Source organism: Kutzneria chonburiensis (assembly GCF_028622115.1).
Classification (GTDB): Bacteria; Actinomycetota; Actinomycetes; order Mycobacteriales; family Pseudonocardiaceae; genus Kutzneria; species Kutzneria chonburiensis.
Genome location: NZ_CP097263.1, coordinates 8,871,707 through 8,884,784 on the forward strand (window position 1 = coordinate 8,871,707; position 13,078 = coordinate 8,884,784).

The 13,078-nt window shown below is 69.0% G+C and carries 15 protein-coding genes; 14 read left to right on the forward strand and 1 reads right to left on the reverse strand.

Annotated elements, in window-relative coordinates; genetic code table 11:
* Positions 1–3: 3 nt before the first annotated feature.
* Positions 4–144: a hypothetical protein gene (locus tag M3Q35_RS41190; RefSeq protein WP_273937997.1), complete on the reverse strand. Its 141-nt coding sequence runs from the start codon at positions 142–144 to the stop codon at positions 4–6.
* Positions 145–312: 168 nt separating this feature from the next.
* Between M3Q35_RS41190 and M3Q35_RS41195 the strand changes: the two genes are divergently transcribed.
* The 14 genes from M3Q35_RS41195 to M3Q35_RS41260 all read left to right on the forward strand — a co-directional run bounded on the left by M3Q35_RS41195 (position 313) and on the right by M3Q35_RS41260 (position 13,030).
* Positions 313–1,011, forward strand: coding sequence for a hypothetical protein (locus M3Q35_RS41195; protein WP_273937998.1), 699 nt, complete (start codon positions 313–315; stop codon positions 1,009–1,011).
* A gap of 27 nt (positions 1,012–1,038) precedes the next feature.
* On the forward strand, positions 1,039–1,479 hold the full coding sequence (locus tag M3Q35_RS41200; RefSeq protein WP_273937999.1) for a hypothetical protein: 441 nt from the start codon (positions 1,039–1,041) through the stop codon (positions 1,477–1,479).
* A 17-nt stretch (positions 1,480–1,496) separates the two neighbouring features.
* Positions 1,497–1,814, forward strand: coding sequence for a phosphopantetheine-binding protein (locus tag M3Q35_RS41205; protein WP_273938000.1), 318 nt, complete (start codon positions 1,497–1,499; stop codon positions 1,812–1,814).
* 1 nt (position 1,815) lies between these two features.
* The gene (locus tag M3Q35_RS41210; RefSeq protein WP_273938001.1) at positions 1,816–3,843 is read left to right on the forward strand and encodes a type I polyketide synthase; all 2,028 of its coding nucleotides are present in this window, start codon (positions 1,816–1,818) and stop codon (positions 3,841–3,843) included.
* Entirely contained in the window at positions 3,755–4,486 is a 732-nt protein-coding gene (locus M3Q35_RS41215) for a thioesterase II family protein (RefSeq protein WP_273938002.1), read from the forward strand. The genes M3Q35_RS41210 and M3Q35_RS41215 overlap by 89 nt, the downstream gene beginning before the upstream one ends.
* Entirely contained in the window at positions 4,483–4,953 is a 471-nt protein-coding gene (locus M3Q35_RS41220; protein WP_273938003.1) for a PhzA/PhzB family protein, read from the forward strand. The genes M3Q35_RS41215 and M3Q35_RS41220 overlap by 4 nt, the downstream gene beginning before the upstream one ends.
* Positions 4,950–5,336, forward strand: coding sequence for a lipocalin-like domain-containing protein (locus M3Q35_RS41225; RefSeq protein WP_273938004.1), 387 nt, complete (start codon positions 4,950–4,952; stop codon positions 5,334–5,336). The genes M3Q35_RS41220 and M3Q35_RS41225 overlap by 4 nt, the downstream gene beginning before the upstream one ends.
* Positions 5,337–5,505: 169 nt before the next feature.
* Entirely contained in the window at positions 5,506–6,117 is a 612-nt protein-coding gene (locus M3Q35_RS41230; RefSeq protein ID WP_273938005.1) for a mycothiol-dependent nitroreductase Rv2466c family protein, read from the forward strand.
* A 74-nt stretch (positions 6,118–6,191) separates the two neighbouring features.
* The gene (locus M3Q35_RS41235) at positions 6,192–6,851 is read left to right on the forward strand and encodes an isochorismatase family protein (protein WP_273938006.1); all 660 of its coding nucleotides are present in this window, start codon (positions 6,192–6,194) and stop codon (positions 6,849–6,851) included.
* A gap of 21 nt (positions 6,852–6,872) precedes the next feature.
* Positions 6,873–9,071, forward strand: a complete 2,199-nt coding sequence (locus M3Q35_RS41240) for an anthranilate synthase family protein (RefSeq protein WP_273938007.1) — start codon at positions 6,873–6,875, stop codon at positions 9,069–9,071.
* The gene (locus tag M3Q35_RS41245; RefSeq protein WP_273938008.1) at positions 9,068–9,679 is read left to right on the forward strand and encodes a pyridoxal 5'-phosphate synthase; all 612 of its coding nucleotides are present in this window, start codon (positions 9,068–9,070) and stop codon (positions 9,677–9,679) included. Before M3Q35_RS41240 ends, M3Q35_RS41245 begins: the two co-directional genes overlap by 4 nt.
* Before the next feature lie 8 nt (positions 9,680–9,687).
* Positions 9,688–10,773, forward strand: coding sequence for an acyl-CoA synthetase family protein (locus M3Q35_RS41250; RefSeq protein ID WP_273938009.1), 1,086 nt, complete (start codon positions 9,688–9,690; stop codon positions 10,771–10,773).
* Complete coding sequence (locus M3Q35_RS41255) at positions 10,773–12,131, forward strand: aldehyde dehydrogenase family protein (protein ID WP_273938010.1); 1,359 nt, start codon at positions 10,773–10,775, stop codon at positions 12,129–12,131. Before M3Q35_RS41250 ends, M3Q35_RS41255 begins: the two co-directional genes overlap by 1 nt.
* A 17-nt stretch (positions 12,132–12,148) precedes the next feature.
* On the forward strand, positions 12,149–13,030 hold the full coding sequence (locus M3Q35_RS41260) for a PhzF family phenazine biosynthesis protein (RefSeq protein WP_273938011.1): 882 nt from the start codon (positions 12,149–12,151) through the stop codon (positions 13,028–13,030).
* Positions 13,031–13,078: the final 48 nt, after the last annotated feature.

The window sequence follows — 13,078 nt, forward strand, 5'->3', positions numbered from 1 at the left end:
CTGTCACGGCCAGTGGATGTCATCGGTGTGCGTGGAATGCGCGGGCGGCCAGTGGATGTCGTCGGCCAGTGCGGTGCCGGTCCCGGCGAAGAAGACCGCGCCCAGAAAGAACACTGTGGTGGCGATTCGGCTCTTGAGTGACATCTCGGCTCCCTGTCTCGGTGGCGTGCCATCAGGAAACGTCTCCCGGGTATCGGCCGGCCTGCGATCGGCTATCGCGGCGGCGATGGCGCGGCGATAGGCAGCCGACAGCCGCCGCGCCCAAAGTCGGTGGGGCAGGGACTCCTGTGCCCAAACGAAAGGCGACACCCGATGCGGCTCAGCGCTGAGGACCTCAGGGATGCGCTGGACTGCGTCGACCCGGTGGAGATGCTGATCAGGGCGACCGATTCGGCCGCAACCCTCACCCACTACGACACGGATCTGGTGCTGCTGGACGACCCCGGTTGTGGACTTCGCTGTGTGCTGCCGGAAACGTCTCTCCGTGACGCGTATGCGGCCAGCATGGCCGCCCTCGCGGCACGGTTGCTGATCGCTCCCGGCGTCGCCATCACGTGCGTGCTCGGCGGTTCCCGGCTGCATTTGTCGGTGCTCGCCCGGAATGTCAAGGCCATCAGCCACATCGCCGTCTGTGCCGGCGACATCGACACCCGACTGACCGAATACCTGGACCTGACCGGCATCGGATACTCGACCACCACCGATTTCCACGAGGCGGCACGCGGCGCGAACCTGATCCTGCTGACCGAGCCCGCGCCGGCGTTCCGACCGTGCGAGAGCGCGGTGCTGATCAACGCGACCGGCCAGCCGCTAGCAGCGCTAGCCGTCGACCGGGTCGTCACCGAGGACGACCTGCCTGGCCTCGTCGCCGGCGAGTACCCCGGCCGGATCACCCGTGCCGACACCGTGCTCGTCGAGCTGCACGGCCGCGGCCGGCTCAGCCCCCAACTGGCGGCCGACCTGTACTGGGCGGCCCTGGCCAGCCGTCCGACCACCACCGCCCACCGCTGACCCACGGCTGCGCGCCGGGAGGAGACCATGGCACACCCGCATTGCGTCGCACCCCTCTGCACCAAGGAGACGGAGGGTTTCCGGCTCTGCGCCCGCTGTCGGGACGAGCTGGTGGCGACCCTGTCCGAGCTGCCCCGCCTCTACCAGGGCTGCGAAAAGCTGCTGCGCGAGCGCTATCGGGTCGAGGCCGGCGGCGCGACGCCCAGCGCGATAGGGCTTTCCGAGGCGGTGCGGTTCGCCCGCCGTCACCTGCGGGAGACGTTGGCCGGGTGGTCGGCGCTGACCGCGCAGGAACGCGGCGAGCGCGGCCCGGACCCGAGCAAGGTGCACGCGATGACGGTGTTCCTGCGCAAGAACGCGAACTGGCTGGCCGCGCATCCGCGGGCCGGCGAATGGGCGGCGGAGCTGACCGAGCTGAGTGCCGGCGTGGGCCGCGACCACAGCAACCGGCGCCAGCACGTGGCGTGAGCAGAAGGGAGCCAGCGATGGCGCAGTTCGAGGCCCCGGCCACCGACGTCGAGCGGTCGGTCGCCCGGATCTGGGGCGAGGTGCTCAACCTGCCCGAGGTCGGCGTGGCCGACAACTTCTTCGACCTGGGCGGGCATTCCGTGCTGCTGCACATGGTGCACGACAAGCTCGGCGCCGGCTTCGCCGAGGTGCCGCCGGTGGTGGAGCTGTTCCAGTACCCGACGGTCCGCCAGCTCGCGCAGCGGCTCGACCGCGGCGCGGCCGCACCCGCGCGTATCGGCCGCCGCGCCCGGGGCGGGCTGAACCGGTTGCGGCAGAACAGGATCGGGGAGTGAGATGGACGACAACGCCATTGCCGTGATCGGCATGTCCTGCCGGTTCCCCGGCGCGGGGGATCCCGAGCAGTTCTGGGCCAACCTGGTCGAGGGCGTCGACTCGGTGACCCGCTACCCGAATCGGTCGGCCGCCACCCGCGAGTACACGCCGGCCCGCGGCGTGCTGACCAATCCCGAATGGTTCGACGCCGGCTACTTCGGTTACTCGCCACGGGATGCGCGCATCATCAGCCCGCAGCACCGGGTGTTCCTGGAGTGCGCGGTCGAGGCGCTGGAGAGCGCCGGCTACGACCCGGACCGGCATCCCGGCACGATCGGCGTGTACGCCGGCGGCACCGAGACGTACTACGGGCACCTGCTGCGGAGCCAACGCGACCAGATCCCGGGCATGACCGACTGGGAGATCCTCATCGGCACCGCCACCGACTTCCTGGTGTCGCGGATCGCCTACAAGCTGGGGCTGCGCGGCCCGGCCGTGACCGTGCAGGCCGCGTGCGCCACCTCGTTGGTCGCCGTGCACACGGCCACGCATGCCTTGCTGTCCGGTGACTGTGACATCGCGTTGGCCGGCGGTGTGGCGATTCACGTGCCACAGAAGGACAGTCCGTACGTGCAGGGCGGCATCATCTCCGCCGACGGCAAGTGCCGGACGTTCGACGCGGCCGCCGACGGCACCGTCGGCAGCGACGGGGCCGGGCTGATCGTGTTGAAGCGCCTGGAAGACGCTTTGGCAGACGGTGATCACATCCACGCGGTCATCCGCGGCACGGCGATCAACAACGACGGCGCGGACCGGATCGGGTACACCGCACCGAGTGCGACCGGCCAGGCGTCGGTGATCCGGGACGCACACGAGATCGCCGGCGTCGACCCGGACACGATCACGCTGATCGAGGCGCACGGGACGGCCACGCCGCTGGGCGATCCGATCGAGATCACCGCGCTGATCGAGGCGTTCCGGGACAGCACCGACCGGGTCGGGTACTGCGCCATCGGGTCCGTGAAGACCAACATCGGGCACACCGACGCGGCCGCCGGCATCGCCGGGCTGATCAAGGCGGTGCTGGCGGTCGAGCACGGGATCATCCCGGCCTCGCTGCACTTCACCTCGCCCAACCCGCGGATTCCCTTCGAGGGCAGCCCGTTCCGGGTTGCTTCACGCACGGAGAAGTGGGAGACGGACGGGATTCCGCGCCGTGCCGGCGTGAGCTCGTTCGGCATCGGCGGGACCAATGCTCACGTGATCGTGGAGGAGCCGCCGGCGTCGACGCATTCGCACTCTGCGGATGATCAACTCATCGTGTTGTCGGCCCGCACGCCCGAGGCCCTCGACGCGCTGGCCGCCGAGATCCAGAACGGCCCGTCGAACGCCGACATCGCATGGACGCTTCAGGTCGGGCGGCGGGAGTTTCCGTACCGGCTGTACGCGATCGTGCGGCCCGACGGCGACATCGTCGAGGCGCTGGCCAACGCGGTCCGCAACACCGAGCCGGCTGGTCGAATCCCGTTGGAGCAGGACGTTCGCGGCCTCGACCTGGCCCGGATCGGTGAGTTGTGGCTGCGTGGCGCGGACATCCCGTGGGACCGGCTGCACGAGGGCAGGCGGCAGAGGGTTCCGTTGCCGACCTATCCGTTCGAACGGCAGCGGTACCTCGTCGAAGCACCAACGGTCGAGGAGCTCGTTCCCCAGCAACGGGAATCAGTCGACTCGCAGCGCCCGACCGTCGAGCTGACGGCCCAGATCTTCGCCAAGATGCTGGACCTGCCCGAAGTCGGCCCGGACGACGACTTCTTCGACCTAGGTGGAGACTCGCTCGTCGGCACCTACCTGCTCGGTGAGATCCACGACGCGCTCGGCGTGGACCTGGAGCTGGAGTCGCTGTACGACGCGCCGACCCCGCAGGCGCTGGCCGAGCTGGTCGACCAGGGAGGAGTTGACGATGTCCCGTTGGCTGGCCAGCCGGCGCAAGGTGCCGGCGCCGACCTTGAATCTGTACTGCTTCGCCCATGCCGGCGGCGCGCCGGGTGAGTACGTCCTGTGGGCCGATCACCTGCCCGGTATCCAGGTTTGGGGGATCAAGCTGCCCGGCCGGGCAGCCCGGCAGAACGAGCCGCCGCTGCGCCGGATGACCGATCTGGTCGACGCTTTGCTGGCCGAGGTGACGTTCGAGGAGCCGTTCGCGCTGTTCGGGCACAGCCTCGGCGGCCTGGTGGCGTTCGAGACGGCCCGGGCTTTGCGTGACCATGGACTCCCGCAGCCGGAACAGTTGTTCCTGTCGGCCGCGCCACCACCGCCCTTGAGCCGCACGACATTCGTGCACACGTTGCCGGACAACGAGTTTCAGGCCGAGACCGAACGCCGCTGGGGCGCGTTGCCGGATCGCGTACGGGACGACCCGAAGCTGTTGGCGTTGGCGCTCAACACCTTCCGTAGCGACGTCGAGATCTTCGAGACTTACGAACCGGTCTTGTCCGAACCGCTCGACGTGCCGATCACCGCGCTTGTCGGCGATGAGGAACGCGACGAGCTGCGGATCGACCTGTGGGCCAACCACACCACCGGCCCGTTCGCGCTGCATTCGTTCCCCGGCGGGCACTTCTACCTCCGCGCACAGCGGGATCCGTTGCTGCGCGTCCTGTCAACCCGAGAAGTCGTGAGGACGGCATCATGACGACCTTTGCCACCGACGTCGAGCTGCGCGCGCACAACCGCGCCATCGTCGAGGACTACGTCAGCCGGGTCGGCGAGGGCCGGCTCACCCGGTACCAGCTGTTCACCGAGGACGGTGAGGGCGGGCTGTGGACCACCGACACCGGGCAGCCCATCGCCTCCCGTGGCCATGACCAGCTCAAGAAGCACGGCGCGTGGTCGCTGGAGGTGTTCCCCGACTGGCGTTGGTACAACGTGGAGATCTTCGAGACGCAGGACCCCAACCGGTTCTGGGTGGAGTGCGACGGCGAGGGCCAGATCCTGTTCCCCGGCTACCCGCCGGGCGTCTACCGCAACCACTTCATCCACTCGTTCACCTTCGAGAACGGGAAGATCAAGCAGGAGCGGGAGTTCATGAACCCGTTCGAGCAGCTGCGGGCGCTGTCCATTCCGGTGCCGGAGATCCGCCGCGAGGGCATCCCCGCATGACGGCCGAATTGGTCGGCGTCTGGCGGCTCCGGTCGTTTCACGACCTCGACGAGCATGGCGGGCGCTTGGAAGGCCCGCTCGGCGAGGACCCCGACGGCCTGCTGTTCTACACCGAGGACGGGCATGTGTCCGTCACCATGGCCCGTACCGACGGCGGTCAGGGGGAGGGGCCCGACTACCTCAGCTACGCCGGCACGTGGCGGCGTGACGGGAACCGGGTCTTCCACCACATCGGCTTCGCGCCCAACCCGGACTGGGTCGGCAGCGAGCAGGTCCGTGAGCTGGCGCTGGACGGCGATCAGCTGACTTTGACCGGCGCTGGCCTGCGTACCCCACACCCCAGGGTTTTGGTGTGGCAGCGAACCCCCGCGAGTCCCGCTTAGCGTCACACCGAACTGTATGAAACGGATTCGTGCTTTCGGTGTGACTGTGGGCGGGACTCGCGGGGGCGAGGTGGTGCTGCCTGGCGTGTCGCATTGCACTGTGACCCCGTGTGGACGTCGCAGCCGGCATTGCCTACGGTTCGGAAAGCAGCCTGAACAGGGGAGAACAATGTCCGAGACCAAGCCGCGGGTCGACTTCTACTTCGATCCCGCCTGCCCGTTCGCGTGGATCACGTCCCGCTGGATCCTGGAGGTCGAGCAGCACCGCGACATCGACCTGAACTTCCGGGTGATGAGCCTCTCGGTGCTCAACGAGCACCGCGAGATCGAGCCGTGGTACCGCGAGTTCTGCGACCGCGCGTGGGGCCCGGTCCGGGTCTGCATCGCGGCGGCCCAGGCGCACGGCGACGACGTGCTGCGCGACCTGTACACGGCGCTGGGCACGCGGATCCACAACGGCGGCAACAAGGATTACGACGCGGTGATCGCCGAGGCGCTGGCCGAGGTGGGCCTGCCGGCCGAGCTGGCCGCCGCCGCGCACAGCACCGACTACGACGAGGAGCTGCGCAAGAGCCACCACCGCGGCATGGACCCGGTCGGCGACGAGGTGGGCACGCCGACGATCCACATCGACGAGGTGGCCTACTTCGGCCCGGTGCTGGCCTCGATCCCGCGCGGCGAGCGGGCGGCCGAGCTGTTCGACGCGGCTCGGGTGCTCGCCGGCTTCCCGCACTTCTTCGAGCTCAAGCGCAGCCGCAACGCGGATCTCGACTTCAGCTGAGCCATCCCTTCAAACGGCCGTTCCCGCAAGGGGGCGGCCGTTTTTCATTGCCCGGAAACAGGGAGGAACGACCGATGCCCGGTCTGCCGACGATCGAGCCCTACCCGATGCCGAACGAGCGCGAGTGGCCGGCCAACATCGCCGGCTGGACGGTCGACCCCGACCGTGCCGTGCTGCTCATCCACGACATGCAGCGTTACTTCCTACGACCTTTCGCGCCGGGCACCTCGCCACGCGAGCCGCTGGTGGCCAACACCGTTGCGCTGCGTGAACTCTGTCGTGCACGAGGCGTGCCGGTGGCGTACACCGCGCAGCCCGGCTCCATGACGCCGGAGCAGCGCGGCCTGCTCAAGGACTTCTGGGGCCCGGGCATGAAGGTCGACCCGGACAACCGGGCGGTGATCGACGAGCTGACACCGTCCGAAGAGGACTGGTTGCTGACCAAGTGGCGCTACAGCGCCTTCCACCGGTCCGACCTGCTGGAGCGGATGAGGGCGCGCGGTCGTGACCAGCTCATCGTGTCCGGTGTGTACGCCAACATCGGCGTGCTGACCACCGCGGTGACGGCGTTCTCGCACGACATCGAGACGTTCTTCGTCGCCGACGCGGTGGCCGACTTCACCGCCGCCGACCACCGGCAGGCTCTCGCCTACGCGGCCCGCACCTGCGCCGTGGTCACCGGCACGGCCCAGGTGCTCGACCAACTGGCCGCGCGGTCGCTGGCCACCGCGTGACCTCATCAGAAGGGACAGACCATGGGCACTGACCTGCTTGAGCTGATCCTCGGCGGGCAGCCGCCGGCGTTCGCCCTGCTGCACCGGCCCGAGCGCACCGGTGCCGACGGCATCGACGTGCTGGTCGGCGAAGTGTCCGAAGTGGACACGCTGGCGGAGATCCCGCTGCGGGACATGGACGGGCACGACGTGCTGGCGATCATGCCGTACCGGCAGATCCGGGAGCGCGGCTATGCCAGCCCCGACGACGGCAGCCCACTGCTGGCGCTGACCGTGACCGGGCAGGAGGTCCGCTCCGTCGCGGAAGTGGCCAGAAGGCTGCCGGACGTGCCGATCACCATGTCCGGCGGGCGCTTCGACGTGGACGACGAGGCGTACGCCGACATCGTGCGGCGGGTGATCGGCGAGGAGATCGGCAACGGCGAAGGCGCGAACTTCGTCATCAAGCGGTCCTTCGTCGCCGACATCACCGACTACACGCCGCGTGCCGCGCTGACCCTGTTCAACCGGTTGCTGCACCAGGAGAACGGCGCCTACTGGACGTTCATCGTGCACACCGGCGAGCGCACGTTCGTCGGCGCCACCCCGGAACGGCACATCAGCGTGCACGACGGCACCGCGGTGATGAACCCGATCAGCGGCACCTACCGCTATCCGCGCACCGGCCCGGTGTTGCCCGAGGTGCTGGATTTCCTGGCCGATCCCAAGGAGACCGACGAGCTCTACATGGTGCTCGACGAGGAACTCAAGATGATGGCCAAGGTGTGCCCGACCGGCGGCACGGTCGTCGGCCCGTACCTGCGCGAGATGGCCCAGCTGGCGCACACCGAGTACTTCATCGAGGGGCGGACCACGTTGGACCCGCGCGACATCCTGCGCGAGACCATGTTCGCCCCCACGGTCACCGGGAGCCCGCTGGAAAGCGCTTGCCGGGTGATCGAGCGCTTCGAGCCCCAGGGGCGCGGCTACTACAGCGGAGTCATCGCGCTGATCGGCCGTGACGGCAACGGGCAGCGGTCGCTGGACTCGTCGATTCTCATTCGTACGGCCGACATCTCCGCCGCCGGCCGGCTCCAGATCGGTGTCGGAGCGACGCTGGTCCGGCACTCCCATCCGGAGAGCGAGGTCGCCGAGACCACGGCCAAGGTCTCCGGCTTGCTGGCCGCGCTCGGTGCGCGCCACCGGCAGAGCTTCGCCACGCACCCCGAGGTGCAGGCGGCGTTGGCCCAGCGCAATGCCGACATCGCCGGCTACTGGTTCGCGCAGCAGGAGTCCCGCGACGAGCCCGATCGCTCGCTGGCCGGCCGCGAGGTGTTGATCGTCGAGGCGGAGGACACGTTCACCGCCATGATCGAGCTCCAGCTGAAGTCCATGGGGCTCAACGTGACCGTGCGGCGGTATGACGAGCCGTACACGTTCGACGGCTACGACTTCGTGGTGATGGGCCCCGGCCCTGGTGATCCCGGCGACCTCCAGCACCCCAAGATCGCCCATCTGCACCGGGCCATCGACACGCTGCTGACCGAGCGGCGGCCGTTCCTCGCGGTGTGCCTGAGCCACCAGGTGCTGTCCAGCCGGCTGGGCTTCCGGCTGGCCCGGCGGCCGACGCCGAACCAGGGCGTGCAGCTGGAGATCGACCTGTTCGGCCGGCGCGAGCGGGTCGGCTTCTACAACGCCTTCGCCGCGGTCAGCCCGGCCGACACCGTCGAATGCGGGCCGGCCGGGCTGGTCCAGGTCTGCCGCGACGGCGTCACCGGCGAGGTGCATGCCCTGCGCGGCACGCACTTCGCGTCCATGCAGTTCCACGCCGAGTCCGTGCTCACGCGCGACGGCGTCCGCATCATCGGCACGCTACTGAAGGGGTTTTGGCTCATGCGCGTCATGATCGCATGGTGGGATCTCACTGAGTCGGGGCAGACCATCGAGTCGATGCGCGAGTACCTCCGCACCGAGGGCGCGCCGCCGTGGAACGGAATTCCCGGCCTGTACGAGAAGTTCTGGGTCTCCGACCCGGCGACCAACCGCTGGGGCGCGGTGATGATCTGGGAGCACGGCCCCGAGCCGGACCAGCCGCTGCCGCCGCACAAGGCGGCCGTGCTGATCGGCTATCCGCCGGTGCAGCGTAGCTGGTTCGACGTGGAGGCCACCGCGGAAGGCGGCCACTCACTGTCCACTTTGGCCGGTATCGGACTGGCCCTCGGCGTTGGGAGCCCGGCATGACGGCCATCGATCCCGGTATCTCGATCAGCGAGTTCGACTTCCCGCCCGAGGACCCGGAAACCGTGCTCCAGGCGTGGTTGCGGCAGGCCCCGGAGGCCGGCGTGAAGGTGCCGACGATCGTCGCGCTGGCCACCGCTGACGAGAAGGGCCGCAGCTCCAGCCGGATCATCCGGGCCCTGGAGGTCAGCACCCACGGCATCCTGTTCACCAGCCACAGCATCAGCCGGAAGAGCACCGAGATCCTGGCCACCGGCTGGGCTTCCGGCGTGCTGTACTGGCCGGAGACGGCCGAGCAGATCATCGTCGCCGGGCCGGCGTTTCCCATCTCGGACAAGGAATCCGACCAGCTCTGGCACTCCCGTCCGCCGGCCCTGCACGCGATGTCGACGGCCTCGCGGCAAAGCGCTGTGTTGGACGACGAGGACGAGCTTCGAAAGGCCGCACAGGATCTCGGCAGTGACGCGCTGCCGCGGCCCGACCGCTTCCTGGGTTATCGACTGGTGCCCAGCAGCATCGAGTTCTGGCGCTCCGGGCCGGGCGGTCTGCACCGCCGGCTGCGGTACGACCGCGCCGCGCACGGTTGGACCCACTGCCGGCTGCAGCCCTAGGAGAGATCATGACCGACATCCTCGACCTGCCCTTCGACGTCACGCCCGACCCGGACGAGTTCATCAAGGCAGCCATGGAATGGCACTTCAACCCGGAGACCGGGTCGCCGTTCTGGCTGCGCAAGGCCGAAACCCTGGACTTCGACCCGCGGGCCGACGTCAAGAGCCACCACGACCTGTGGCTGTTCCCCAACGTCACCAACGAACTCCGTGACGTGCCGGCCCGCGATCTGCTGCCCCGGGCCTACGGCATCGGCGACGTGCTCGGCGTGTTCGAGAGCGGCGGCACCACCGGCGCCCCCAAGCGGGTGCTGTGCACCAAGGACTGGATGGCCAAGCTGCTGGACTGGAGCTGCGCCAACCTGGACCTGTTCGGCTTCCCCCAGGACGCCGACTGGCTGGGCGTGCTGCCGACCGGCCCGCACATCGTCGGCGAGCTGTTCCGCCGCTCCGCGGCCGCCCGTGGCGGGCTGGGCTTCACCATCGACCTGGACCCGCGGTGGGTCAAGAAGGTCATCGCCCAGGGCCGCCAGCGCGAGGCCGACGCGTACGCCGAGCACCTGATCGACCAGCTGGAGTTCGTGCTGCGCACGCAGCCCATCGGTGTGCTGACGATCACCCCGCCGCTGCTGGAGCGGCTGGCCCGCCGGCCTGAGCTGGTCGACCTGGTCAACGACAAGGTCAAGGCCATCCGCTGGGGCGGAACGCAGCTCGACCAGGACACCCGGGACGTCTACAAGAACGACATCTTCCCGGACGTCACGCTGTACGGGCACTACGGCAGCACGATGATCCTCGGCATCGCCGGCGAGCGGGCCGGCCTGACCGACGACGACCCGTGTGTGTTCGACACCTTCTCGCCGTACGTGACCTTCGCGGTGATCGACCCCAAGGCCCGCCGGCCGGTGCCGTACGGCGAGCGCGGCCAGGTGGTGATGAACCACGTCAGCAAGGCGCTGTTCCTGCCCAACAACCTGGAGCGCGACCTGGCCACCCGGATCGAGCCGCTGCCCGGCAAGGTCGGCGACGCCGTCGCCGGCATCGCCCCGGTCACCCGGTTCGAGGAGGAAGAAGTGATCGAAGGGGTGTACTGATGGCCGACCTGGACGCGTTGCTGCCCAACGGGAACTACCGCTCCCGCACGCGGACCGCCGTCACCGACGTGACCGGGGCCGAGGTGGCGCAGCTGAGCTCCGTGCCGACGCTGTTGGTCACGCGGGCCATGGACACGTTGCGCGACACCGATCCGATGGAGCTGGACAAGCGGCTGGCAGCCTTGCGTTACGCTGGCGAGCTGTTCGCCACCGGCTCGGTGGACGGGATGCCGGCCGAGGAGTATTTCCTGCTGGCGGCCCGAATCGGCGGTCTGCCGATCACCGTGATTCGTGAGGGCGCGGAGGTCGCCGCTCGACGGTTGGCGCAGATTGGTGACAGCATCTCATTGGCCCGGCCCCATGGTGCGGTCGCCGATTGGCGGGATGCCCGGACATGCAAGGGAAGCGCGGTCTGGACCCGGCGCGGCGAGGTGTTTTCCGTGCACGCATCGGGCACGCACCCCGGCGCGCACAGCCTGTGGCCGGAAGCGTTGGCGCTGGGTTACCGGGTCGCCGTGCGGCCGACGCGACGTGAACCGCTGACGCCGTACCGAATGGTGGCGGCGCTGCGGGCCGCCGGCTTCGGCCCGGACCAGGTGGTGCTGCTCCCGACCGATCAGGCCGCCGGCGATGCCATCCTGGCCGGCGCCGATCTGGCCTACGGCGGCGACGACATCATCCGCAAGTACGCCGACGATCCCGCTGTCCTGCAACAGCAACCGGGCCGGTCGAAGATCTTGATCACCGAGGACGTCGACTGGCGCGACTACGTCGACGTGATCGTGTCGTCAGTGGCCAACCACGCCGGCGGTGGTTGCGTGAACACCACAGGCGTGTTGGTCGAGGGCGATCCGACGCCGCTGGCCGAGGCCGTGGCTTCGCGGCTGGCCGAGTTGCCGAGCCTGCCACCGGAGCACCCGGACGCCGTGCTTCCCGTGCAGCAGCTGGCTTCCGCGCAGGCGCTGGACCGATTCCTGCGCAGCAAGGCCGAAGGCACGCGTTCGTGGCTGGGCGGCGACGGCATCCTTCACGACCTCGGCGACGGCAGCGCCGTGCTGCGGCCGGCCGTGCACCAGGTCGACCGGCCCGATTCGCCGCAGCTCGGCGCGGAAATGCCGTTCCCGTGCGTGTGGATCGGGCCGTGGATCAGGGCCGACGGCATCGAGCCGTTGCAGGACACGCTCGTGCTCACCGTGGCCACCGAGGACGAGCGCCTTGTCGACCAGCTCATGGCCGAACCCGGCATCGGCAACGTGTTCGTCGGCCGGCATCCGACCCACTGGACCGAGCCCGGCCTGCCGCACGACGGCTACCTCGCGGACTTCCTGATGCGCACCAAGAGCGTCATCCGCGGCTGAACCAAGGAGGATTTCGTATGGCTACAGTCGTCGCGGTCGACCGGCATCGCGCCGGCACGCAGGCCCGGCGCTACGTGGTGGCCGACGTGTTCGCCACCACCCCGCTGCTGGGCAACCCGGTGGCGGTGTTCCTGGACAGCGAGGGCCTGTCCACCGAACGCATGCAGCAGATCGCCCGTGAGATGAACCTGTCGGAGACGACTTTCGTGCTGCCGCCGGACAAAGGCGGCTATCGGCGGGTGCGGATCTTCACGCCGGTCAACGAGCTGCCGTTCGCCGGGCATCCGCTGCTCGGCACGGCTATCGCGCTGGCCGACGCGGATCCGGTGGACAGTATGGAATTGGAGACCCACGAGGCCACGATTCCGTTCACCTTCACCCGATCCGTGGAGGGCGTGCTGTCCGCGACCATGCGGCAGCCGGTGCCGGAATGGCAGCCGTACGAGCTGTTGGACACGCTGCTCGAAGGGATTCATGTCACGGATCCGATCCTGCCGGTCGAGGTGTACCGGAATGGTCCTCGGCACGTTTTCGTTGGCGTTTCGGATATTCCAGCCCTGAGTGCGATCCGGCCCGACCTGCTGGTGCTGGCCAAGCTGCCGAACGTGGCGGTGAACTGCTTCGCCGGCAGCGGATACCGTTGGCGCAGCCGAATGTTCTCGCCGGCTTATGGAGTCGCCGAGGACGCTGCCACCGGGTCGGCCGCCGGTCCGCTGGCCGTGCACCTGGCCCGGCACGGGCTGATCGAGTTCGGCCGGCAGATCGAGATCAAGCAGGGTGTCGAGATGGGGCGCCCGTCCACCATGCTGGCCACCGCCTTCGGCTCGGCGAACCGCATCGAACGGGTGGAGGTGGCGGGCTCGGCGGTCGTCGTGGCCCGCGGTTCGCTCTACGTCTAAGGGAAGGCCCATGGCTAGAACTGTTCCGCAGCCGGTGTAACCGACAAT